The organism is Candidatus Laterigemmans baculatus, assembly GCF_010367455.1.
Classification (GTDB): domain Bacteria; phylum Planctomycetota; class Planctomycetia; order Pirellulales; family Pirellulaceae; genus Laterigemmans; species Laterigemmans baculatus.
The window spans coordinates 22,098-46,116 of the sequence record NZ_WRPR01000083.1; the positions used below are offsets into that span (position 1 = coordinate 22,098).

At 66.3% G+C, this 24,019-nt stretch carries 20 protein-coding genes; 10 read left to right on the forward strand and 10 right to left on the reverse strand.

Features of this window, described 5'->3' with window-relative positions; genetic code table 11:
• Window positions 1-76: 76 nt before the first annotated feature.
• Window positions 77-1,033: a site-specific tyrosine recombinase XerD gene (gene xerD, locus GNK13_RS16375; RefSeq protein WP_164103636.1), complete on the reverse strand. Its 957-nt coding sequence runs from the start codon at window positions 1,031-1,033 to the stop codon at window positions 77-79.
• A 392-nt stretch (window positions 1,034-1,425) separates the two neighbouring features.
• Between xerD and galE the strand changes: the two genes are divergently transcribed.
• The gene (gene galE / locus GNK13_RS16380; protein ID WP_164103637.1) at window positions 1,426-2,412 is read left to right on the forward strand and encodes a UDP-glucose 4-epimerase GalE; all 987 of its coding nucleotides are present in this window, start codon (window positions 1,426-1,428) and stop codon (window positions 2,410-2,412) included.
• A gap of 22 nt (window positions 2,413-2,434) precedes the next feature.
• On the opposite strand, the gene GNK13_RS16385 is transcribed toward galE, so the two are convergent.
• A complete protein-coding gene (locus GNK13_RS16385) occupies window positions 2,435-4,549 on the reverse strand; it encodes a c-type cytochrome domain-containing protein (RefSeq protein ID WP_164103638.1) in 2,115 nt (704 codons plus the stop codon).
• Window positions 4,550-5,040: 491 nt separating this feature from the next.
• Here GNK13_RS16385 and aroF point away from each other — a divergent pair, with 491 nt between their 5' ends.
• The 7 genes from aroF to fabF all read left to right on the forward strand — a co-directional run bounded on the left by aroF (window position 5,041) and on the right by fabF (window position 11,228).
• Complete coding sequence (gene aroF, locus GNK13_RS16390) at window positions 5,041-6,078, forward strand: 3-deoxy-7-phosphoheptulonate synthase (protein ID WP_164103639.1); 1,038 nt, start codon at window positions 5,041-5,043, stop codon at window positions 6,076-6,078.
• Between the two features lie 66 nt (window positions 6,079-6,144).
• Window positions 6,145-7,104 carry a class I SAM-dependent methyltransferase gene (locus GNK13_RS16395; protein ID WP_164103640.1) on the forward strand — a complete coding sequence of 320 codons (960 nt, stop codon included), beginning with the start codon at window positions 6,145-6,147 and terminating at the stop codon, window positions 7,102-7,104.
• A gap of 124 nt (window positions 7,105-7,228) precedes the next feature.
• Window positions 7,229-7,411: a 50S ribosomal protein L32 gene (rpmF, locus tag GNK13_RS16400; RefSeq protein ID WP_164103641.1), complete on the forward strand. Its 183-nt coding sequence runs from the start codon at window positions 7,229-7,231 to the stop codon at window positions 7,409-7,411.
• 27 nt (window positions 7,412-7,438) lie between these two features.
• A complete protein-coding gene (gene fabD, locus GNK13_RS16405) occupies window positions 7,439-8,374 on the forward strand; it encodes an ACP S-malonyltransferase (protein WP_164103642.1) in 936 nt (311 codons plus the stop codon).
• Window positions 8,375-8,519: 145 nt separating this feature from the next.
• Window positions 8,520-9,278 carry a 3-oxoacyl-[acyl-carrier-protein] reductase gene (gene fabG / locus GNK13_RS16410; RefSeq protein ID WP_164103643.1) on the forward strand — a complete coding sequence of 253 codons (759 nt, stop codon included), beginning with the start codon at window positions 8,520-8,522 and terminating at the stop codon, window positions 9,276-9,278.
• 265 nt (window positions 9,279-9,543) lie between these two features.
• Window positions 9,544-9,789: an acyl carrier protein gene (locus GNK13_RS16415; RefSeq protein WP_164103644.1), complete on the forward strand. Its 246-nt coding sequence runs from the start codon at window positions 9,544-9,546 to the stop codon at window positions 9,787-9,789.
• 197 nt (window positions 9,790-9,986) lie between these two features.
• Complete coding sequence (fabF, locus tag GNK13_RS16420; protein WP_164103645.1) at window positions 9,987-11,228, forward strand: beta-ketoacyl-ACP synthase II; 1,242 nt, start codon at window positions 9,987-9,989, stop codon at window positions 11,226-11,228.
• A gap of 17 nt (window positions 11,229-11,245) precedes the next feature.
• Here fabF and GNK13_RS16425 read toward each other — a convergent pair whose 3' ends face one another.
• The gene (locus GNK13_RS16425; RefSeq protein ID WP_164103646.1) at window positions 11,246-12,814 is read right to left on the reverse strand and encodes a hypothetical protein; all 1,569 of its coding nucleotides are present in this window, start codon (window positions 12,812-12,814) and stop codon (window positions 11,246-11,248) included.
• Between the two features lie 419 nt (window positions 12,815-13,233).
• Here GNK13_RS16425 and GNK13_RS16430 point away from each other — a divergent pair, with 419 nt between their 5' ends.
• Window positions 13,234-14,562 (forward strand): hypothetical protein, encoded by a 1,329-nt coding sequence (locus tag GNK13_RS16430; protein WP_164103647.1) that lies wholly within the window; start codon window positions 13,234-13,236, stop codon window positions 14,560-14,562.
• Window positions 14,563-14,709: 147 nt separating this feature from the next.
• Window positions 14,710-16,020 (forward strand): beta-ketoacyl-[acyl-carrier-protein] synthase family protein, encoded by a 1,311-nt coding sequence (locus GNK13_RS16435; RefSeq protein ID WP_164103648.1) that lies wholly within the window; start codon window positions 14,710-14,712, stop codon window positions 16,018-16,020.
• Window positions 16,021-16,035: 15 nt separating this feature from the next.
• Here the strand turns inward: GNK13_RS16435 and GNK13_RS16440 are convergent, their stop codons facing one another.
• The 7 genes from GNK13_RS16440 to GNK13_RS16470 form a co-directional block, all read right to left on the reverse strand.
• A complete protein-coding gene (locus tag GNK13_RS16440) occupies window positions 16,036-17,820 on the reverse strand; it encodes a type II secretion system protein GspD (protein ID WP_164103649.1) in 1,785 nt (594 codons plus the stop codon).
• A gap of 94 nt (window positions 17,821-17,914) precedes the next feature.
• Complete coding sequence (locus GNK13_RS16445; protein ID WP_164103650.1) at window positions 17,915-18,421, reverse strand: hypothetical protein; 507 nt, start codon at window positions 18,419-18,421, stop codon at window positions 17,915-17,917.
• Window positions 18,422-18,426: 5 nt separating this feature from the next.
• A complete protein-coding gene (gene pilO, locus GNK13_RS16450; RefSeq protein ID WP_164103651.1) occupies window positions 18,427-19,059 on the reverse strand; it encodes a type 4a pilus biogenesis protein PilO in 633 nt (210 codons plus the stop codon).
• Window positions 19,056-19,682 carry a hypothetical protein gene (locus GNK13_RS16455; protein ID WP_164103652.1) on the reverse strand — a complete coding sequence of 209 codons (627 nt, stop codon included), beginning with the start codon at window positions 19,680-19,682 and terminating at the stop codon, window positions 19,056-19,058. Before GNK13_RS16455 ends, pilO begins: the two co-directional genes overlap by 4 nt.
• Window positions 19,682-20,950: a hypothetical protein gene (locus GNK13_RS16460; RefSeq protein ID WP_164103653.1), complete on the reverse strand. Its 1,269-nt coding sequence runs from the start codon at window positions 20,948-20,950 to the stop codon at window positions 19,682-19,684. The genes GNK13_RS16455 and GNK13_RS16460 overlap by 1 nt, the downstream gene beginning before the upstream one ends.
• Before the next feature lie 77 nt (window positions 20,951-21,027).
• Window positions 21,028-22,206: a type II secretion system F family protein gene (locus GNK13_RS16465; protein ID WP_164103654.1), complete on the reverse strand. Its 1,179-nt coding sequence runs from the start codon at window positions 22,204-22,206 to the stop codon at window positions 21,028-21,030.
• Between the two features lie 46 nt (window positions 22,207-22,252).
• Window positions 22,253-24,019, reverse strand: a 1,767-nt coding sequence (locus GNK13_RS16470) for a GspE/PulE family protein (protein WP_164103655.1), incomplete at its 5' end; no start/stop codon positions are given.

The window sequence follows — 24,019 nt, forward strand, 5'->3', positions numbered from 1 at the left end:
GAAAATAGTCGCCTTTCGCTCCGCGAAAGTTGCGCAGGATCGCTACTTTCGCGGAGCGAAAGGCGACTATGGCCCGCTACGCCCGGGGGTGAAACGTCTGGTGGACTTTCTTCAGCCGGGAGTGTTCGACGTGGGTGTAGATCTGCGTCGTTTGGATGCTGGCGTGACCGAGCATCTCTTGGACGAGCCGGAGGTCCGCGCCGCCGGCGAGCAGGTGCGTGGCGAAGCTGTGCCGCAGCGTGTGGGGGCTGATGTTCGGGTCGATCCCCGCGCGGAGCGCACAGCGCTTGACCAGTCGCCACAGGTGAACCCGCTCGAGGCAGCGGCCAGTGCGGCTTAGAAAGAGGGCTTCGGGCGAGGGGTTGTGGGAGCTGATCATCGTCGGGCGAAGTTCTTCCAAGTAGCGTTGGATGGCTTCGATCGCGCGACGGCCAAGCGGAACGATCCGCTGCTTGCCTCCCTTTCCTTCGGCGCGGATCTGCCGCTCGGCAAAGTTCACGTCGCGGACCCGCAGGTTGCAGACTTCCGAAGCCCGGCAACCGGTCGCGTACAGGACTTCCAGCATCGCTCGGTCGCGGAGCCAGTAGCGATCGCTTCGCCGGGGAGCCAGCAGGAAGGCTTCGACGTGCCGGGCCGAGAGCACCTTGGGGACTCGTTGCCACATCTTTTGCGTGGCGAGCAGCTCGGCCTGGTTGTCCTCGAGGACCCCTTCGAGCTGTAGGTATTTGAAGAACGTCCGCAGAGCGACGATATTCCTCGCGATGCTAGCCGGAGCGAGCTCCTGACGGCTGAGCCAACCGACATACTCCGAGAGTTCGGCGATCTTCAGGTCCGCAAATCGCCGCCCGCCGGACCACTCCATGAACCGTCGCAGATCGTTCCCATAGGCGGCGATCGTATTCTCCGCCAAGTGGCACTCTCCTCGCAGGTAGTTGAGGAAATCCTCGCAGTACGACCGCGTCCGCTCGGGCGACGCCGGAGGAGCTTCCTGACCGCGTAGCTTTTGCAGTTTCGTCAGTCGCACGCTTAACATTCCTGGCGGGTGAGCTAGGCTTGGGAACCCTCGACGATCAGCCGCCACGCGGCAGCGTCCGGTTCTTTCCGCTGTTGAGCCGACGGCCCTAGCCGCGGGTTTTTACCGCTGCTGAGCCGACGGCGCTAGCCGCGGGTTCCGCCGCGCAGCCGAACGGACCGGCCTCGTGGCGAAACGTCGCCGCAGCGCGACGTTTTTTCGCGCTGCGAACCGTTTTGGGCCCGAGGCTAGCGCCTACGGCTCAGCGAATAGGTAAAAGTAGACGGCATTGGCCAGCAGTGCCGGGCGGCTGACGGAGTTTTGGAGAGTATCGTCCTCGCGTGCCTCGCGCGATCGCTCGGCGGTCGGTCGCACCGGTGGTTTCAGTTGTTGGGTTTCTGTGGACGCTTGGCATGAACATTTTGGTTGTCGGTGGTGCCGGTTACGTCGGTTCGCATGCGGTCCGGCTGCTCGCTGCCGCGGGACATGAAGTCTGGGTTTACGACAATCTTTCGCGAGGCCATCGAGCCGCGGTGCCCAGCGGACGACTGATCGAAGGGGATGTGCTCGATGGAGCGCGAACCCGGCAAGTGCTCCGCGAGAAGCGGATCGACGCGGTCATGCACTTCGCCGCCTTTGCCTTGGTCGGCGAGTCGGTGGCCGAGCCGGCGATGTATTACCGCAACAACGTCGTCGCCGCGCTCGAACTGCTCGATGCAATGCGCGATGCCGACGTCCGCCGGCTGGTATTCAGCAGCACCACGGCGACCTACGGCGAGCCCGATGCGATCCCGATCGCCGAGTCGACGCGGCAGGATCCGATCAATCCCTACGGGTTCACCAAGCTGGTGATCGAGCGGGCGATGGCCGACTACGCCCACGCCTATGGACTCGGTTACGCCGCGCTCCGCTACTTCAACGCCGCCGGGGCGTCGCCCTCGGGCGAGATCGGCGAGGATCACGATCCGGAGAGCCACATCATTCCGATCGTGCTGCAGGTCGCTCTCGGGCAACGCGAGCGGATCACGATCTTTGGTGACGATTACCCCACCCCCGACGGAACCTGCATCCGCGACTATATCCACGTCGACGACCTCGGGGCGGCGCACCTCAAGGCGCTCGACCGCTTGGAAGAAGGCCGCGGAATCTGCGTCAATCTGGGGACCGGCCAGGGCACCAGCGTGCGGCAGATCATCGACGCCTGCCGCAGCGTGACTGGCCACGCGATTCCCGAAGCGATCGGCGAGCGACGGCCGGGCGACCCGCCGGAGCTGGTTGCCGATGCTTCGCTGGCCCGCCAGATCCTCGACTGGGAACCGCGGTACACCGACATCCACGAAATCGTCGCCACCGCCTGGAAGTGGCATCAAAGCCATCCGCAAGGGTACGGGACGAAGTAAGAAGAAAAAGTACTCAGTACCTTCACCGGCGCTGGTTGGCGGCGTACCAGTTGAACCAGGCGGCGACAAATTCTTTGGGCGGGGCACCGAAGGCTTGGGTGAAGGCTTCGGGGAACGGACTCCCTTGGTCGAGGTTGCGGAGCAGACCGTCGAATTGCCGCCGCGCCCCGCGGTCGATCATCATTTTGCCGATCCCGTAGCCGACCAGATCGGTCTGTTCCGGCGGTAGGTTGCCGTCGAGCAATTGGTCGGGAGATTTGACCGCTGCGACCGCTTCGGGCAGCGCCGCGTCCCATGCTTTCGGGGCGTCGAAATCGCGAGCGGCAAACCGCGTCGCGGCGGCCCGGCCGACCCCTTCGGTGAGCCACCGTGGCAGATCGCCTCGCGAGGCCAGTGCGAGGCTGGTCAGCGGCGCGATCAGTCGCGCCTGCAGCGTCTTGGGATCGTCCGCATCGGCGACCAGCGAGATGTAAGCGTCGACGCCATCGTACTGCCAGTGGGCGCTCCACTCGCTGGGCACTTCACGCTGCTCGACCATCTTGGAGAATTCGCTGTAGTCGTAGCGACGCGGAAACACGAACAGCGTGACGCGGCCTTTGAACGTCCCTTTCGCTCCGGCTCCCGAAGACGCTCCGGCTCCCGAAGAGTTGGAGGGCGGGACCAGCGTGCGGACTTTCTTAAGCGCCGCGGTGGCCGCTGTCGCGACTCGCTCGGCCGTCTCCTGCGGCACGTTTCCGAGCACGAGGACCTCGTCGTTCTCCACTTCCACCGCCGAGCTGCGGGCCTCTTCGGGAGCGGCCAGTTGCCAATTCTTGTGGGCCAGCTCGCGCCTTCGCGCGACGAGTTCCTCGTGGGTTGCATTTTTCGCCCACGCCTCGGTCATCATCACCCGCAGGGGCTGGTCCGCGGAGGCTGCGTCGAGTTTGGCTCCTTCGTCGATCCAGGTGCGGATCAAGGCGATCTCGTCTTCGGCTAGCGGCGGACGACCGCCGGCGGGCATCCGGTCTCCCTCCATCCCGCGGAGCTTGCGGACCAGCAAACTCGATTCGCCACTGCCCGGCTCAAACAGCGGTCCGCTGGTGCCGCCGCGGAGCAATTGCGCGAACGAGTCCATCCGCAATCCGCCCCGGGTCTGCATCGCATCGATGTGGCACCCGTTGCAGTTGCCGACCAGCAAGGGTGCGATCTGCCGCGAGAAGCTGACCGTCTCCGAGCCGTCGGCAGCCGTGGCCATGGGAGTCGTGGGCGAGGGAGTCGCGGCGGGCGCGTTGGTCGGCGAGTTCATCGGGGCCAGCGAGCGAGCGGCGTAAGCCACCAGCGGCGCGGCCGGAGCGGGACCATCGAAGGCGGCTCCCGCGGCCACCCATTTCTTCAGCAGTTCGAGTTCCGCTTGTGGCACCGTGCCTCCGCCGCGGGGCATGTCTCCAGTCTCGATCGTCTCGATCAAGCGGCTGCCGACCGGGTCGCCCGGGAATACCACCACGCCTTCGGCCGGGCCTTTCATCAAGGCCGCGAACGACTCGACCGTGAACCCGCCTTTCCGCTGTTCGATGTGGCAGCCGCCGCAGCGGGAGATCAGGATCGGGGCGACTTGCCGGGTGAAGCTGACGCGGCTCGGATCCTCGGGCTGCATTTCCGGCTCGCTCGACTTCGGCGGGCCGCTCGGTTTGCCGCGACGATCTGGACGATTGGCGGGCTCGGGAGTGCTTGCCGCCATGGGCTCGGAAGCCGCAGCCGGTTCGGCGAGCGCCGCGGCAATCTCGGCCGGGTCGAGGTAGCTCGGCCGCTGGACCCCGAGCTCGGGCCGCTCGAACGGCGGCAGGACGATGCCCTCGAGCTGCAGCATCGCGTGGGCGCGCTCGATGCGAACGATCAGGGGCTGGGCCGTCTTGAAGGTTTCCGCGTCGGCGTCGCGGAGCGCCGCTTCGAGCCGCAGCATGGCGCGGACGAGCGATTGTCCGGCGGCGGGGAATTTGCCGGCTTGAAAAGCCTCGCCCGTCTCCCGAATCAGCTCATACGTCTCTTGCAGCTGCGTCCGTTGTTCGGCGGTCAGTTCGGCTCGGGCTTGCGGGGCGGCCGCGGCGCCGAGCAGGCCGGTGAGTGCCAAGACGCCGAGGAAGCGAATCGCGTGCATCATGGGTCGAGTGCTTGCCGGAGGTGAGCCAATTGCAGAGAAGGAGCCGAAGACTGAACGGCCGGAGGCGGCAATTGTCACCGCGCAAACCGCCGAGGAAGAGGTCAGACGTGATTCTAATCGATCGAAGCGGGGGGAGCGTCGTCGAACTCGTACTCGTACTCAGCGAAGCGGTACTCGTACTCGTACTCGAATCCGGCAAACCGCCACCGCATGCGTCGGAACCCACCGCGTGATTCGAGTACGAGTACCGCTTCGCTGAGTACGAGTCCCCCCGCTTCACAAATCGCTGCGGCGGCTCTTGCAATCGGCCTTGGAGGGGAAATACACTTAGGGGCATGAGCCGCAACCTGTCGTTCCGTTATTGGTTTACCAACCCCCGGATTTCCGTGGGTCGGTGACGAACGGCTGCAGCTCAAGAGTCACACGATACAAAACCCCGGAGATCCTTGTGGTCTCCGGGGTTTTTTTGTTTTTTCCCGGGAGAGAATGCCGTGATTGTGGTGATGGAAAGTGGTGCGACGGCCGAGCAAATCGAGCACATGGCCGAGGCGGTGCGGCGGTTGGGATTGCGCGCCAGCGTGATCGAGGGGACCGAGCGGACGGTGATCGCCGCGATCGGCGAGAAGCGGGCCGACATGATGGAATCGCTTGCCAGCGGACCGGGCGTCGCGGCGGTGATGCCGATCGCCGCGCCGTACAAGCTGGCCAGCCGCGAGGTGCGTCCCGACCCGAGCTGCGTCCGCGTCGGCGAGTTCGCCGCGGGGGCCGGGGCCGTCGGCGTGATCGCTGGGCCGTGCAGCGTCGAGAGCGAAGAGCAGATCATGTCGGCGGCCCGAGCGGTCAAAGCGGCTGGGGCGACGGCCCTCCGCGGCGGCGCTTTCAAGCCGCGGACCAGCCCCTACAGCTTCCAGGGGATGAAGGAAGAGGGGCTCAAGTTGATGGCGGCCGCCCGCGAGGAAACGGGGCTGGCGGTGGTCACCGAAGTCATGGGGACCGACGACGTGGAGCTGGTCGCGCGGTACGCCGACGTGCTGCAGGTCGGAGCCCGCAACATGCAGAACTACCGCTTGCTCGAGGCGGTGGGTGGGGCCGGGCGGCCGGTCCTGCTCAAGCGGGGGCCGAGCGCGACGATGGACGAATTCCTGCTGGCGGCCGAGTACATCTTGAACGAAGGCAACGATCAGCTGATGTTGTGCGAGCGGGGGATCCGGACCTTCGAGGGACACACCCGCTTCACGCTGCCGCTCGCTTCGATCAGCTACCTGCACCGCAAAACGCACCTCCCGGTCGTCATCGACCCGAGCCATGGCACCGGGCATACTTACATGGTGCCCGACTTGGCTTACGCAGCGATCGCTGCCGGAGCGGACGGTTTGATGGTCGAAGTCCATCCGAGCCCCGAGACGGCGCTGAGCGACGGCTACCAGTCGCTCGACTTCGCTGGCTTCGAAGCGATGATGGCCCGTTGCCGCCGCGTCGCCGAAGCGGTCGATCAGGAATTGGTCGGTTCGACCGTGCCGGCCAGCTGACCTTCGTGAGCCGTAGGCGCTAGCCTCGGGCCTCGCGGCTTTCATTGGAACGTACTGGACTAGGACATGAGTGCCCAGGATTTGACGCTCGATCGCTACCACGCCTTGATGCAGACCAACGCCGAAGCGCAGTTGGTCCGCCAGGCGCGGGAGATCGGCGTGTTTGACGCTTTGCAGCAGGGACAGCTGACGCAGGAAGCGATCGTCGAGCGGCTCGGAACCGACCCGCGGCTGACCGGTTTGCTGCTCGATTCGCTCGTCGCCCTGCACGTGCTCGAGCGGTACGGCGACGACTATGCGCTTTCGGCGGTGATGCGGCTGCTGTGCCTGCACGACCGGACGCTCGGCGACGAGGCCTGGGGCTCGCTCGGCTCGCGGCTGCGGGGCGAGGAGACGTTGGAGACCGAGGCGTTCCTCGATGCTGCGACGGCGACCCAGTGGGTCCACACCGGGGCAGCCAAGCAGGCCGCCGAGATCCTCGACATCACCGGCGAACGGGCCGGGCGGCGGATTCTCGACCTCGGTTGCGGATCGGCTGTGTGGAGCTGCGCGATGGCGTTTGCCGACCCAACGGCGACGGTCACGGCGGTCGATACCCCGCCCCGCTTGGCCGCGGCTCGGCGGACGATCAGCTCGATCGGTCTCGACGACCGCTATGAAGTGCTCGAGGGAGATCCGCTCGAAATCCCGCTCGAAGAGGAAGCCTACGACTTGGTCGTGATGGCCGGGCGGTTGTCGGCCGAGTCGCCGGAGCGGGATCCGGAGATCTTTCGCCGCGTCGAAGGTGTCCTGCGGGGAGGCGGCGAGCTGGCGGTGATCGATCTTTTCCGCGGCCCCACTGGCCCTAATCTGACCGAAGCGGTCGAGGCCTTGCGGTTGGCGGTGAGCACGCCGCAGGGTCACATTCGCGACGCCGAGGCGATGCGGAAATCGCTTCTGGAGCTCGGCTTCGGGGCCTGCCAATTCGCGTTCCTGGCCGCCAGCCGCCAGGGTTACGGGCTGCTGCTCGCGGCGAAAAAGGATTGAGCGGACGCGTTGACAGGAATTCCACTCCTTTCCTACCATACCGGGCTTGGCCAAAGGCGCTCCCTTTGCGCCGTGCCCAGACAGTTAAGACACTCGAGCTCGCTTCGAACCGGATACTAGATCGATGGCCGTCCCCAAACGCAAACATTCCAACAGCCGCTCTGGCAAACGCCGCTCGCATGACCACGTCAAGCCGCGGCAGCTCGGCTACTGCCCGCAGTGCAGCTCCTCGGTGCCGACGCACACGATCTGCCCGAAATGCGGTTACTACCAAGGCCGCACCCTGATCGAGACCGAAGCCCAGTAGGGTCCGCCGGGAATTCAGTAGCATCCAATGGAATCGCAGTTGCTTGCGGAATCGCAGCGGGTCGGCGTTCTCTTTCCTGGTCAGGGAGCCCAAGTCGTGGGCATGGGCCAGGCTTTGTATTCGCAGCATGCGCTAGTCCGCGAGCGATTCGCCGAGGCTAGCGATCTGCTGGGTTACGATTTGGGGAAGATCTGCTTTGAAGGTCCCGCGGAAAAACTGAACGCGACCGAGTTCAGCCAGCCCGCACTGTTCGTCACCAGCATCGTCGCCAGCGAGGTGTTGCGGGCGGAGCAGCCCGAATTGTTCGAGCGGGTGGTCGCGACGGCCGGTTTGAGTCTGGGTGAGTACACCGCGGTCTGTTTCGCCGGAGGGCTCGAGTTCGCCGATGCGCTGCGGCTCGTCCAGCGTCGCGGCAAGGCGATGCAGGCGGCAGCCGACGAGGTCGAGAGCGGGATGTGCAGCCTGCTCGGGTTGTCGCTCGAGCAAGTCGAAACGCTCTGCCGCGAAGTCCGCCAAGAAGGCGAAGTGCTCGCTCCGGCGAATCTTCTTTGCCCCGGCAATATCGCCGTCTCGGGACACAAATCGGCACTGGCTCGCTTGGAGCCGGCGGCCGTGGAGCAAGGAGCGATGAAAGTCGTTCCGCTGGCGGTGGCCGGCGCGTTCCATACACCTCTGATGCAGCCGGCCGTCGAAGCGCTGCGGGAAGCCCTGCTGGCCTCTTCGCCTCGCGACACGCGGTTGCCCGTGTACTCCAATGTCGATGCCCGGCCCCATCAGGCGGCTGGCGAAATCCGCGATCTGCTGGCTCGCCAAGTGGTCAGCCCCGTGTTGTGGGAAAGCTCGCTGCGGCAGATGATGGCCGACGGCGTCGACGGCTTTCTCGAACTCGGCACCGGGCGCGTCCTCCGCGGCACGCTCAAGCGGATCGATCGCAAGCTGCCGAGCGAAGGATTCGGCGAGTAGGAACATCAGCCGCCACGCGCTAGCGTCCGGTTGTCCGGGCACTGCAGGAACCGGACGCTAGCGCGTGGCGGCTGATCTGGATACGGAAACCGCTGCGGTCGGGGATCGCATCTCCTTTCATTCACGCTCAACGCACCTCAGAAGCATGCAACTTTCTATCACCGCGGATTTGAAGGACCAGGTCGCGATCGTCACTGGCGCGTCGCAGGGTCTGGGAAAAGCGATTGCCCTCGCCTTGGGCAGCAATGGGGCGAAAGTTGTCTGCCTGGCTCGCAACGCAGCCAAGCTGGCCGACACGGTCTCGGAGATCGAAGCGGGAGGTGGAACGGCCGAAGCGCTCGCCTGCGACGTGACCGACCGGGCCGCCGCGGCCGCGGCGATCGAGGATACCGCCAAACGCTACGGCCGGCTCGATATCCTCGTCAACAACGCGGGGATCACGCGCGACAAGCTGCTCCGCGGGATGACCGACGAGCAGTGGGACGAAGTGATCGCGACCAACTTGACCAGCTGCTTCGTCTGCTGCCGAGCCGCGGCGACGATCATGCGGCGGGCCAAGTCGGGACGGATCATCAACATGTCGAGCATTTCCGGGATCATGGGCAACCCGGGCCAGACCAATTACTCCGCTTCCAAAGCGGGGATGATCGGCTTCACCCGTTCGCTCTCGCGGGAGCTCGTCAGCCGCGGCGTGACGGTCAACGCCGTGGCCCCGGGATTCATCGAGAGTGAAATGACCGCTGAGCTCGGCGAAGTCGTGATGGCCGAGGTCCGCAAACGGATCCCCGCGGGCCGTGCCGGCAAGCCCGAGGATGTCGCCGCGGCGGTGCTGTACCTCGCCAGCCCGGCGGCGAGCTATGTCAGCGGCCAGGTGCTGGTCGTTGATGGCGGCATGACCGGCTGATTCGGCCGGCGGGTGCGCGTGGTTCTACCGCGGAAAACCCGCAGGCCGCGAGCCTCAAGGCCGAACGCCTAGGGCTCCACAAGACTGCGTCGATTTGGCCCCGAACCGTGTATTGACGCGTTTTACGCCCATCCCCTATCTTTTCGGGCTACTCAGTTGAACCGAGCCGCGCTGTGTCGGCCGGCGGCGGGGCTCTAGCAGATTTACTGACTCACGAATCACACCTCCGAACACTACTACCACCCGGTTTTTGGGAGACGGATCGATGGCATCGGTCGAAGAACGCGTTGTGGACATCGTCGCCGAACAGTTGGGCGTCGACAAAGACAAGATCACCCGTGAGACCTCGTTCGTGAACGATCTCGGTGCGGACTCGCTCGACACGGTCGAGCTGGTGATGGAGCTGGAAGAAGAGTTCGACATCAGCATTCCCGACGATGCGGCAGAGAAAATTCAGAAGGTCGGCGAAGCGATCGACTACATCGAAAAGGAAAAAGGCGAAGAAGGCTGAGCTGGCCTTCGGTTGCTGATTTTTAGGTCGATTCTGAAAGATTCTCAGCCACCACAGCCGCCGAGCTGCTCGCGCCGCTCTCGATTGCGAGGGGCCGCGTTTGACCGGCGGCTGTAGGTTTGTTGGGGCCGAGTGGTTCGCTGTGTGCCGCTCGGATTGCGAAGCACCGTTCAGGGATACGGAAGCGAGTCTTGGCGATGAAGCGAAGGGTGGTCATCACGGGTACCGGCGTCGTCACGCCCTTGGCCTGTGATGTGGACAAGCTTTGGACGGCGCTGGTCGAAGGCCAGAGCGGGATCCATCCGTTGACGGTGCTCGACACCGAGCCGTTCAAGGTTCGCTTCGGTGGCGATATCCCTGATTTCGACCTCGGCGACTTGGTCGATTCCAAAGAGGGCAAACGGCTCGACCGGTTCGCCCAATTCGCCCTCCACGCCGCGGCCCAAGCGGTTCGCCAAGCCGGCATCGAGTTCGACAAACTCGATACCCGCCGGGCCGGAGTGGTCGTCGGTTCCGGAGTCGGCGGGTTGAGCGAGATCGAGCTGCAGACCGAACGGATGGTGCTCAAGGGACCGGACCGCGTCAGCCCCTTCACCGTTCCCAAAATGATGATCAACGCCGCCGGCGGAAACCTCTCGATCCACTACGGATTGCGAGGCCCTAACTACAGCGTCAGTACCGCCTGTGCCAGCGCCGCCAACGCCATCGGCAACGCGGTCGACGCGATCCGCTACGGAATCGCCGACGTGATGCTCACCGGCGGATCCGAAGCAGCGATCTGCCGGGTCGGGTTGGCCAGCTTCCAGAACATGAAAGCCCTCTCCTCGCGAGGCGACTGCCCCGAAAAGGCCAGCCGACCGTTCGACGCCGATCGCGACGGCTTCGTGCTCAGCGAAGGGGCGGGAATGTTGGTCCTCGAAGAGCTCGAACACGCCCGCCGCCGCGGAGCGACGATCCTCGGCGAAATGCTCGGATTCGGCAGCACCTGCGACGCTGGCCACATCACTCAGCCCGACGCACAAGGCGCCGGGGCCGCAGCCGCGATGGCCGAAGCGCTCCGCGACGCCGAACTGAATCCCGAGCAGGTCGACTACATCAACGCTCACGGAACCAGCACGCCGCTCGGCGATAAGGCCGAGACCCGAGCCGTCAAGAATGTCTTCGGAGATGCCGCCCGTCAGCTCGCGATCAGCAGCACCAAGAGCGCCCTCGGCCATTCGCTCGGAGCCAGTGGCGGCGTGGAATTGGTGATCGCCGCACGAGCGATCCAAGAAGGGGTGGTCCCGCCAACGATCAACCTCGAGACAGCCGACCCCGAGTGCGATCTCGACTACACCCCCAACACCGCCCGCCAGCGCTCCTTGCAAGTCGCGATGAGCAACAGTTTCGGCTTCGGCGGCCACAATGCCAGCGTCATCGTCGGACGTCTGCGGGACTGAGTACTGAGGAATCGTGCTCAGCGCGGCGGTGGCGGGACGAAGTGATACGTCCCGCCGTTGACTCTCGCGATCGTTTGCATTTGCTCGGCCCCTTCGCGGCTGTAGAAACCGATCGTGTGAATCGTCGACCGCGGGTGGGGACCGTCGAACAGGTTCTCGACCAGATTGTGCTCGCGGATCAATGGCTCGGCCCGCTGCGACATCTCGCCGTCGGTTAGCAGGAAGATCACGTCGGGCCGGAGCTCAAACGCGAACTCGAGCGCTTTCTCGGGCCAGCGTCCTGGCTGCATCGAGGTCCCCATCACCCAGCGGCGAAGGGCCGCTTTGTTCGCGGCGGTCGCATAGACCGAACGCGGTTCGGGCGTCGCCGGATCGGCCAGCCGCATGCGGAGCACCTCTTCGCCGAAGAAGATCACATAGAACCGCTGCTCTTCGCCGAGTGCGTCGATCGACTTCAGCAGCTCGCGGCGAGCGACTTCGAATCCATCGGGGGCCACCGTCGTCATGCTGTGCGAGTTATCGACGAGATAGACGAAATGGTTGCCCCCTCCCTTGGCACCAAAGAACTCCGATGCCGTGCTGGCGGCGGATTGGGCCGCGAGCGAACTCTTTCCCGCAAGCGGCGGACGCAGCGAGGTGAAACTCGAGGGAGCGGGCAGCTCCGGCGGCTCGATCGCAATCTCGCCACCGAGCAGCGCGGCCGCGGGTAGCAGCTCGGCGGCTGGAGCGGTGGGTGCTGGCTCCGATGCCTCCTCGGGGGCTTCGGACTGCTCCAACACCACCGTCTCGAGCGGCTCCTCAGACGCACTCGGCGGAGCGGCATCAAGCGTGATCAGCTCGACCGGATCGGCGACCGAGATACTGGTTGCGGCCAGCACCAACAGCACCGCACCGTGCGCGATGCTGCTCACGACCCAAGCCGAGGAGCGTTTCCGCCGCCGGACCTCCACGGCCTTTTCCGACTTCTCCGCGACCAGCCGCTGCGGGGCTCGTCGCCGCTGTCCTTTGCTTGTTTGCTTCTCGGTATCCGATTCCCGCCCCGCCCTGCCCCGAGCCGTCTTGGCGGCGGTTGAGCTCGAGGTCACGCCCGAGCCACACGACTTCGAGCTCACAGCCGCCTTGGCCGAACCCGGCTTGGCCGAACCCGCTTTGGCTGAGCGTGCTCGGGCCGTGGGTGTTCTGGCCGCAGGTGTTTTGGCCGCAGGTGCTCTGGCCGCAGGTGTTCGAGGCCTGGACGCGTGGCTCGCAGGGGCTTGGGCGGTGGTTGTCGTGGGCGGGGTTGTTGTGGGCGGGGTTGTTGTGGGCAGGGTTGTTGGGGGCGGGGCAGTTGTGGTCTGGGCAGTTTTGGCGGCGGCGGCGAGGAGCTGCTGCCAATCGCTGACCGCGAGCTGCTCGAGCGTCGGGTCACGAGCCGGGTCGGGCGAGAGCGGGTCGGGCGAGAGCGGGTGGGGGGGCCGCGCCGACTGCCGCAGCAGCAGCTCGATTTCGGCCGCGCGAGCTTCGAGTCGCGCGGCCTCGGCGCGGCTGCGGACCTGCCGCAGTTCCAGTTTCAACTCGTCGGAGTGCGAAGGCTCGTGCGCAGGCATGTCCCCCCTCACCGTGCTCGTAGTGTACGGGTGATATCTGGCCTGGGCCATTGTGAGGGGGTGTCAACCCCATCCGTACGTACGTCAGGCTTTCCAGCCTGACCCCGACCGTACGTCAGCCTTTCCAGGCTGACTCCCTCGCTCGGCTCTTTCAGAAAACCCTGAGCCGACGGCGCTAGCCGCGGGTTCTGCAGCGGAAATCCGGGGGTTCGTGAAGGCCCGAGGCTAGCGCCTACGGCTCACATGGTCGAGATCACCCGGTTTCTGACAGAGCCGGGTCACGTTGGAAAGCCGGACGTACGGGGGTTTTTCGTCTTGGCTTGTGCCGGGGGGCTTTCTATGCTCGCCGCACTCTTATCGCTCGCACCGACTGCGGCCCAAGGAACAACGGCTGTGGGTCAGGACAAAGGATGGAACCGATGTCAGTTCGACGTGTCGCTGTCTTCGTAGGGGTCGCCCTGTTCGCCGGGGGGATCCTCCCGGCGTTCTTCGCCTCTCCTGGCCACGCCCAATTCGACACTCCGACAGGGCTCCAGGCGGTTCCGACCAGCAGTGGTGCCGGCGGTGCGGCCGCGGTCTCCACTTCGCAAGACCCGCCCAGCCTGCAGGCCGGCAACGCGTCGCGGCCGAGCGGCGCGGCTGCGGCAAGCGGCTCCCCGAGCCCGCAGCCGCAGAGCCTTTCCTCGCAGAGCCTTCCCTCGCAGCGTGCTCGGCCGCAAGCCGGTGGAGTTCAGAGCAGCGGCGGTGGGGGCGGCGAGTTGCCCAGCGGTGCGGGACAGATTTACGACACGCTCGACCTCCGGCCCTACACCGGCTACCTCACCAAGCACGATCGGCCGCACCAAGCGATCGTCGACTGGATTTTGCGGGATACGGGGACCGACATGTGGTTCACCGAGCCGTTCGGTTTTCTCAACGCCAACCGCGATTCGCTGACCGTCTACCACACCCCCGAAATCCACTCGGTCGTGCGGGGAGTCGTGGACAAATTTGTCGCTGGCAGCAAGGACCCGCAGACGATCGGGCTGCGCGTGATGACCGTGGGGAGTCCGAATTGGCGGGCTCGGGCGGTTCCCCTGATGGAGCACGTCAACGTCGGCTCGCCCGGCGTCCAGGCATGGTTGGTGACGAAAGAAAACACGGCGGTGTTGCTCTCGCTGCTGCGGCAGCGGAGCGATGCCAAGGAAGTCCAAGCGATCGACATCGCGCTCTACAACGGCCAGAGCGAGAATTTGACGAGCACCCGCCGCCGCAACTACGTCCGCAACATCCGCTCGGCCCCGACCGGCTGGCCTCCCTACGAACCCGAGCTCGGCGAAGTCGAGGAGGGATACAAGCTGGAGATCAGTCCCTTGCTGAATACCGACGGGACGACGCTCGACTGCGTCATTCAGGCGGAGATCGATCAGGTCGAGCAGCTTGTTCCCGTGGAGCTCGATCTGCCGTTGCCCAACGGTCAGATGCACCGCACGCGGATCGAGGTTCCGCAGGTCATCTCGTGGCGGCTGCACGAGCGGTTTCGCTGGCCGATGGACCGCGTGCTGGTCCTCTCCTGCGGCGTGGTTGCCAGCCCCGACCGAGCCCAAGCCGCCGTGCCGTTTTTGAACCTCGAACCGCTCACCGGCCAGACTGCTGGCCGAGCCGACGCCTTGCTGTTCGTTGAATTCAAAGGTCCCGCCGCGGCCAATTTGCCGCTGGGACCGCGGACCGCCAGCCCCAACGTCGGCTTCAGTCGCGGACGTTATTAAAGGCTGCCAGACAACCCGAGGCCCCCGATCGACTGGACTTCAAAAAATTTGGGTTGTGCGGGTAGAATGCACCGCCCTAAAACGCACTCCCCTTCATCTTTGCCCCTTTCGCCCAAGCGACGCCCTCGCCACCAATTACGTTCACTGATGAGTATTCCTGAGCCGCGTCGCGTCGTGATTACCGGGGTCGGAGTGATCTGCCCCCTCGGAAACAACCCGGTCGAACTGCAGTCGGCACTGCAAGCGGGCAAGAGCGGCGTCGGGCCGATCGAGAGCCTGCCCGCAGGTGCCCTGCCGATCCGCAACGGCGCCGAAGCCCAAGCCTTCACAGGTTCGATCGACGATTACGGCCCGCTCGAGAAAGGGCTGCAGCGGGCGATCCGCAAAGGCCAGAAGGTGATGTGCCGCGAGATCGAGATGGGGGTGGCCGCTGCCCAGCTGGCGCTTTCCGACGCGGCGCTCGACGAGAACAGCCGCGACCGCGACCGCACCGGCGTGGTTTATGGCTCGGACTACATCATGACGCTCCCCGAGGAGTTCGCTGCGGGGATCCAGCGGTGCATCGACGCCGAGGGCCGGTTCGACTTTAGCCGCTGGGCCGAGTTGGGGCTGCCGCAGGTCAACCCGCTGTGGCTGCTCAAGTACTTGCCGAACATGCCCGCCAGCCACATCGCGATCTACAACGATCTGCGAGGTCCCAACAACTCGCTGACCCTCCGCGAGGCCTCTCCCTGTGCGGCGTTGGCCGAAGCCTATTCGACGATTTCCCGCGGCCATGCCGATGTGCTGGTGGTCGGTTCCACCGGCTCACGCGTCCATCCCTTCCGCGCCTTGCACGCTTCGATGCAGGAACCGCTGGCTCCGGACCGCGACGACCCGACTGCGATGAGCCGTCCGTTCGACGCCGACCGCGAGGGTGCGGTGCTCGGCGAGGGCGCCGCGGCGATGATCCTCGAGACGCGCGAACATGCCACCGCTCGGGGAGCCAAGATCTTGGGCGAAGTCGTAGGCTACGGAAGCAGCACCGTCGCGTCCCAGGCCGATCCGCGGCATCTGCAGCGGGCGCTGGCGAACGTGATGCGGTCGGCGATCGCCGGCACGAGCCCTCAGGAAATCGGTCACATCAACGCCCACGGCGTCGGCACCCGCGAGGGAGACGCTCAAGAGGCGGCTGCGATCGGAGAAGTCTTTGGCGATCCGCAAGCGGCACCCCCGGTCGTGGCCCCCAAGAGCTATTTTGGGAACCTCGGCGCCGGAGGCGGAATGGTCGAAGTCGTCGCTAGCCTGCTCAGCCTCGAGTCGGGCCAGCTCTTCGACCCCCTCAACTATGACGCGCCCGATCCCGAGTGCCCGGTCCGGATGGCCGACGCCAAAACCCCTGCCGGCGACCAGTTCGTCAGCACCAACGTGACGCCGCAAGGCCAAGCGACTGCCATCCGCATCGCCCGCTACCGCTGAGCCGTCGGCACAAGGTCACCGCAGAAAGGTGTCCGAATCGAGCAGCCCTGTCTCGAGCATGCCCGCGTCGAGCGACTGAATCGTCACTGGCCCCATCGCCGCCGGAGCCAGTTCCGCCGGGCTGTTTTCCCTCGGTCCCGCTTCCTTGGGCCCAGCGTCTTTGGGCCCAGCTTCCACGGGTGCCGACAACGGCGGGGCCATCGGGGCCGGTAACGTCGGCGTGGGTGCCGGTACCGCTTCCGCGGGGGCGGAGAACCATTCGGGTGAGATGTAGCTTGGCGGCAGTGGGCCATTGCGTTGCAGGTCGATCGCCGCGTGCGGTGGGAGCGCTTTTTGCAACTCGCACAGCTCATGCTGGCGGATCGCATCGATCGTGGGGACGACCCGGGTCACCATCGCGATGATGATCTCAGTGCGGCGATTGGAGACCGCTTTGCGGCGGAACAGGTGGCCGAGGTAGGGGATTTTGGAGAACCAGGGGACCTCGCTGAGGTTGTCGGTATCCTCCTCCTTGATCAAGCCGCCGATCACGACTCCGCCGCCGTCGGGCAGGAGGATCGTGGTCGTCAGCTCGGTCGTGTCCTCTTCGGGGAGATCATCGACCACGCGCCCGTTGGAGACTTTGGGGGTGATCGTCATCAGGATTTGCCCATCGACGCTGATCACTGGGACGACGTGCAGGACGACGCCCGTCTCGAGGAAATTGATCGTCTCGAGGCTGCTCGTCTGCGTCGTGGTGGTCGTCTTGTAGCCGAGCTTCTGACCGATCTGGATGTTCGCTTCTTGGCGGTTGGCGACCAGCACTTTGGGCGACGCGAGGGTGCGGGACATGGTGTGGTTCTGGATCAGCTCGACCATCCCCGAGATATCGGTCCCGTCGAGCGTGATCAGCATCCCGTCGCTCGGAGCGAGGATGTCGCCTCCGTCGCCCGTTTCGCCGGTGTGCCGAAGGCTTTGGAATTTGAGCGAGCCGTGGCCGAGCCGCAGCAACTGCGACAAGTTCACCCCGTGGCGGTTTTCGTCCCCCAGACTGACCTGCAGGACGTGGGCTTCGATCAGCACTTGCCGCGGAGGCTGATCGACCTCGGCCAAGTAGGCTTCGACCCGGGCCACCGCGTCGGGAACATCTTCGACGACCAGCAGTTCGCGGGTCCGCGTTTTGTCGGTCGCGTCGGACTCGCTGATGAAGACTTGTCCGATCGGCGAGAGCAGCCCGGCGGCGACCGCTTGGGCATCGGTCGCCGAGATGTAGTTGAGCGGGAAGATCCGCAGCAGACGCCCCTGGACGCTCGCCTCGAGCCGCTGCCCGGTCGTCAGCTGGGTGACGTACAGCAAATTCCCTCGCCGGTGCCACGCGAAGCCGGCCACTCCGAGGATTGCATCGAGCACTTCGTCGAGCCGGGCGTTTTCCACTTCCAGCGTCACCTGGCCACCCACGCCGGGGCCGATCACCAAGTTCAACCGGTGGTTCTGGGCGATCATCCGCAGCACGTCCTGCAGCTCCGCGCCGTCGGCGTGCAGCGAGACGAGTTCGGGATCGGCCGCCGGGAGCACCTCGAGCTCGGCCGGTCGCCCACCGCGCGGGCTTTGCTGCATGAGCGGCTGGGCCCCGAGCGGCTGGGCCCCGAGCCGCTGGGCCCCGAGCGGTTGGGGGGCGAGCGGTTGAAAGAATCCGCCCGGCGGCGGCCCGGGGGGCGAGACCTGCTCGGCGATTCCTTGGACGCGTTCCACCGGGGCGCTCTGGGCGGCGGCGGGACCTGCGGCAAGCAGAAGCAGTGCGATCGTTGCCACCCGCCGCATTCAGGGAATCCTCTGGAGTCGAAATCGCATTCGGGAACCGGGGCTCGCGTCCGGCGGCTGATGACCGGTTCCGCCTGGGATCGAGCCGGTGGTTTCAATCGGTCGCGCGAAGCGTTTCGATCCAGTGTTTGGCATCTTTGACCGGAATAATCTGGTCGTCGACGATCGCCGCCGATCCATGGGAAGTCCGATAGACCGCGCGGACCGAGGTTCGAGCGGCGGCCGCGGCGAGGGCTTCGGAGCGAACCGCTTCCGGTTCTGACGATTCGGCGGAAGGCTGGGTGGGCGGGGCAAAAGGATCGGCTGCGGCAATCCGCTCGCGATCGAGTCGTGGCAGCTCGACCCCCGCGATCGGCAGCCCCGCATCGGTCGCGGTGGGTGGATCTGCAGGGGTTGCCGATTGTGCCGACTGCGGGTCCTGAGAGGCCGCTGCCGGGCGGGTTGCAAAGCGGCGGCGAGAGCTGTTCGACTCCTTCTGCGGGGGAGCCTCTCCGGCTTCGTCGGGCCACAACAAGACCGCTCCCAGGCAGATTCCCAGGATCCCCACGAGCACCAACTTGTGGCGTTCCTTGCGGGCTCCTTTCGCACGTTTGACGGCCATCGCAGTTAAGCTTCCGGTGGATTGAGGAGGGTACGTTTGAGTTGTCCGGCGAACGTCTTTTCGGCGGCGTGGGGGATGCGGAGAGTCAGTTCCGCTTGTCGCAATCCGCCGCCGCGGCCGAGCACGTCGACCGGTTCGGCGCGGAGTTCGACACCCGCCACCCAGACCGCGACCGTGCCGCGGTCGAGCTCGGCGAGAAAGCGACAGAGGCTGGCGTGGTCACATCGCAGCCGCAATCGCAGTTGCTGCGTAGCGGCATCGTCGGCGCCGCGGTTCTGCAGCGGTTGAAGCGCGAGGATTTCGGCGCCCGCGGCTCGCGCCGCAGCCGAGATCGTCGCGATCAAGGGATCCATCGCGGGACGGTCGGGGAGGTGACGCAGCAGCGCTCGCATCTCCTCGGTCGTCGCCGCGATCGCTTCGCGGACCGCGATGACCTCGGCGTCGACCGCATCGGCCGAAGCGATCAGCCGCGTCAACCGCTCCTGCTCCTGCTGCGACTCGGCCAGACGTTTCTCGAGCGGGCGCGTCGCCAGCAGGTAGCCGGCCGCGGGAATCGCCACGACCATCGCCGCTCCGCAAGCGTGCAGCGCAAGCCGCTTGGCGGCTGGAAATGGCGAGAGGTGGGAGGCTCGTCTCATTGGGGCAGCTCCTTTTCGACCCGCACCGCGGCTTCGATCTCGGCTCGTCGCCCGCCGACCGCATTGTCTTCCGAGGTGCTTCGCAGTCGCACGTCCTGAAATCGGGCGTTCTCGCGGAGGCGTGAAATCAAATCGCGGAGGCTCAGTTCATCTCGGGCGATCGCTGTGAAGGCGACGTGGGTGGTCGAGGAAGCGGCGGGAGTCGTCCCGCGCGGCGTGGCGCCGCTGAGATCGATCCGCAGCGATTGCAGTCGGGTCGCCGGCGACTCCGAGGCGACCGTTGCCGTGGCGATGGCTCCAAATGTCTGGAGCAGGTCGTCCGAGGGGATCAGGGCATCGAGCCGGCTGCGGAGCGTGAGCAGTTCCTGGTGGCGGGCTTGGAGTGCCGCCTGCTTTTCCAAGTTGGTCCGCACCGGTTGGCTGGCTTCCTCGAGCACCGCGACGCGATGCTCGGCGAGCCGCTGGCGGTTGTAGACCAAGGAGACCTGGACGCCGCAGACGACCACCATGGCGGCGGCCACACGAGCCCAGGCGGTGAGGGTCCGGCGGGCGGCGGTGCGCTGCCGAAACCGCAACGGGAGCAGATTGATTTCTCGTTCCGCGGGTGTCGCGCGATCGAACATCACTCTTCCACGCCTCCACGTTTCTCGGCATGCTGCCCCCGCGCGGCGTCTCGCCGACCGCGAGCCGACGCGGAGCTGGTTCTTCGGTCGTGGGCGGCGAGCTCTCCGCAGGCCAGCCCCAAGGAGACGGCGAACAGGCCATCCGGCGGAGCGTACTCGTGATCGGCCGGCCGACCGCGACCGCCCCACTGCCAACGACGGACCGGGCGACCGAGGGCCGCGGCGAGCAGGTCGGGAAGTTCCGCGGCAGCCGCTGCCGCACCGCAGATGACGACAGGGCCCGAGGGATCGACCCCGGGGAGCGACTCGGCCAGCCGGAAGGAGCGGAGCAGTTCCGAGGCGGCCGCTTGAACCAGCGGCCGGAGCAGCTCGGGATCGACGCTGGCTTCGCGACGCTCGACTCCGCGACGCTCGGCCGCGCGACGATTCGCGCTTCGCGGACCGTCGCCACGCGGATCGCTCGAGCTCCGCGGCGAGGCGTCCGCCCCGCCCCGCCCCGCGAGGCGGGCGGCCGAGCTGAGTCCGTAGCCTCGCAACGAGCGGCACAGCGAGGGTTCGAAAAAGGGGCCGCCGGAAGCATTGTCGGCGATCACCAACACGCAGTCGTTCCAGCCCCACTCGATCATCACCCGAGCTCCGCCGGTCGCGTCGAGGTTCAGGCTGCGGGCCAGGGCGTGTGGACGCGAATCGATCCGGCGGCAGCTGTAGCCGGCCTGCTCGATCGCTTCGCCGACGGCCGCGCTCGCACTGCCGCTGACCGCGTAGAGCATCTGCCGCGAGCTGCGTCCGACCTGCCAACGGCACGACTGGATCGAACTGCCGGCGGCGAGCGAGGCTCCGAGATCGGCGCGAAGCGACGACCCAAAGGCTTCGGCCGACGCTTCGCTGGGGGTTCGCAGGACCGCGACCGAGGCGGGCAGCACCGCTGCCGCGACTCGCCGCCGCCCGTCGCTCGGTCGCGGCAAGGAGCGAGCCACCGCACGACCGACCGATTCGGACGTGGGGGCTCGATTCTCACCTCCCCGCCCTTCGGAGTCCATCCGCTCCGCGTCGAGCGGCAGGGGATGGTCGACCGATCCGCGGCTGGTCCAGTACAGGCCGTCGCGGCGGGCGGCGACATGAGCGACGTGCAGGCTGGCGGTCGTGACGTCGATCCCGACCGCTTCCCGCAACCCGCTTCGCCAGCGAGGAGCCAAGGCGCCGGTCCCACCAGGAGATGCCGCGGGAGCAGCTCGGCGAGCGGCGGAGGTGAGGGCGAGGATCGGCATGGCAGGGATCCGGCAATTCGCAAAAGGGAGGGGTGCCACGAGCAGACGTCGGTTGCGTTACGCAATCCTAGGTCGCGTTATGCGACCGAGCTGATGTCGAGCAGCGGGAGCATGATCGAGAGCACCACGCCAGCGACCAATACGCCCATCCCGAGAATGATGACCGGCTCGAGCGAGACGACCAGCTTGCGGAGCACTCGGGCCCCCTCCTCTTCATAGAACTCGCCGCAGTCGCTGAGCACCTCCGGGAGCCGACCGGTTCGCTCGGCGGTCGCCACCATCTGGGCCGCTTCGGGAGGCAAGAACTCCGACGCGGCGAGGGCCCGGCTGGCCAAGTCGCCCGAAAGGATGTCCTCTTCGACCTCCTCGAGCAGAGCCACGAAGTAGCTGTTCGAAGTCGCCTCGCGGGTCAACCGGATCGCTTGCAGCAGCGGCACGCCACCGTGGGTCAGCGTTCCGAGGAAGCGGAACATCCGGCCGGTCGCCAAAGGACGATAGGCTGAGCGGATCGGGGGAGCGAACAGCAAGAAGCGGTCGAGCCCCTGCCGTAGAAGCGGATGCCGGCGGAAGTACCAGAGCACCGCGACGCTGCCGAAGAGACCCCCGACGACCGGCATCCAGTGGGTCCGAGCCCACAGGCCGAAGTCGAGCAGGATTGCGGTCGAGGCGGGGACCGGACGGCCGAGCGTCGAGAAGACTTCGCCAAACCTCGGCAGCACGCCGAACAGCATCGCGACCGAGACCGCGGAGGCCACCAAAATCAAAATCACCGGGTAGATCAGCGCACCGACGATCGTGCTTCGCAGTTGCATTTCGCTCCGCAGCATCTCCGACAACCGCCGCAGCGCCTGGGGGACTTCGCCAGTCGATTCGCCCGCAGCGACCAAGGCTGGCAGCGTGGCGGGCAAGCCGTCGCCGTGGGCGGTGAGGGCCGAGGAGAGGGAGCTGCCGCCGTTGATCGCTTCGAAGATCCGGCGGAGTCGGTCGGCCAGCACTGGATGCCGCGAGTGTTTGGCAGCGGTCTCCATCGCCTCCGCCAAATCGATCCCGTTCTGGCACATCACCGCCAGCTGGGTGATCACCAGCAGCAGACTGCCGGTCGGAATCCGGCCCCGCAGCGGCGCGTCGCCCTCCTCGAGCGACCCGTCGGAGGCGTCGTGGTAGCCGAAGTCGTCCCTTGGGGAGTGGAAGTCGTCGGAGGGGCCCTGCGGTTCGTCGCGAGCGGCGCGTCGCGGGGCCGCTGAGAGGAGAGGCATCGTGTTCTCGCTTCGGTTACTCGACTTTTCCCTACTCGACCATTCCCTACTCGACCATCGCCACGCGGCTGACTTCTTCGAGGCTGGTCACCCCCGACTCGGCCAACCGCAACCCTTCGCGGAGCAGCGAGCTGCCTCCCTGTTTGCGGTGCACCTGGCGAATCGCCTCGGCGCTCTTGGCGTCGAGGATCGCCGATTTGACCGCCGGGGTCGCTTGCAGCACTTCGTAGATCCCGGTCCGCCCCTGGTGCCCCGAATCGAAGCATTTGGCGCACCCGGTTCCTCGCGAGAAGGCGTGGCGGTGGTCCCCTTGGTACTGCAGTTCGGCGAGCAGCGAGTCGGGCGGGTAGTAGGAGGTTTTGCAGCTCGGGCAGATCTTCCGCATCAACCGCTGAGCGACGACGCCGACCAGGGCGGACGCGAGCTTGAAGGGAGCGACCCCCATGTCGTGCAGTCGCGTGATCGTGCTCGCCGCGTCGCCGGTGTGCAGGGTGCTGAGCACGAGGTGCCCGGTCAGCGCGGCCTGGATCGCCACTTCGGCGGTCTCGGTATCGCGGATTTCCCCGACCAGGATCACGTCCGGGTCTTGGCGGAGGATGCTCCGCAGCGCCGTGGCGAACGTCATCCCCGAGTCGCGACCGACCGGCACCTGGTTGATCATCGACAGCTGGTATTCGACCGGATCTTCGACGGTCACGATGTTTTGGTGAACGCCCTTGATCAGCTCGATCGCCGAGTAGAGCGTGGTCGTTTTGCCGCTCCCGGTGGGGCCGGTGACCAGCACCAGGCCGTTGGGCCGGCCGAGCATCCGGCGGAGTGTGGTCAGCGAGTCGCTGGGGATCCCCAGGCAATTCAGGTCGAACGTGAGGTTCTGGCGGTCGAGGACGCGGAGCACGACCTTCTGACCGAGCACCGTCGGCAGCGTGCTGACCCGCAAGTCGATCTCGCGCTGTTCGATCCGGACGTGGATTCGCCCGTCCTGCGGGATCCGGTGTTCGGAGATGTCGAGCTTCGCCATCACCTTCACGCGGGAAACGATCGCCGCGTGCAGATCGCGGCGGGGGCGAAGGACTTCGCGGAGCACGCCGTCGACGCGGAACCGAACCGAGGTGTGCTTTTGCCCCGGCTCGATGTGAATGTCGCTCGCCCCTTGGCGGATCGCTTGGATGATGGCGTAGTTGACCAGGTTGATGACCGGGCTTCCCTCGGCCATCGCTTCGATGCCGCGGGCATCGATCTCGATCGTTTCGGTGTCGATCTCCATCGCGTCGACGTCGACCGCCGCGGTGACTTCATCGACCGAAAAATTTTCCTCGTAGCAGCGAGTGATCATCCGCTCGAGGTTCGTCCGCAGGGCCAGCAGCGGACGGACGCGGCAGCCGGTCGTCCGCGAGATTCGGTCGGCGGCATCCAGGTCGCCCGGGTCGGCCATCGCCACGGTGACTTCGTCGCCGACGCGGAACAGCACCAGCGCGGCGAGCTCGCTCGCCATGCTCCGCGGCAGCAGTTGAACCACGTCGGGATCGACCAGGCCTTCGCGAACGCGGACCGATTCGACCCCCAGTTGCTCGGCCAGCAGCGGCAGCAACTGCTCCTCGTCGACGAGGCCGAGCTCGTGCAGCGCTTCGCCCAGCCGCACGCCGCGGCGGTCCTGTTCGGCCAGCGCGGTCTGGAGTTCCGATTCGGTGACGATCCCCGCGCTGACCAGGCGTTCGCCGAGCCGCGGCGGACGATGGGGAGCGGCGGCCGGGTTTTCCAGCGAGGGGGCGGGGGCGATGGCGGGGGCGGGGGCGATGGCGATGGCGGGGGCGGG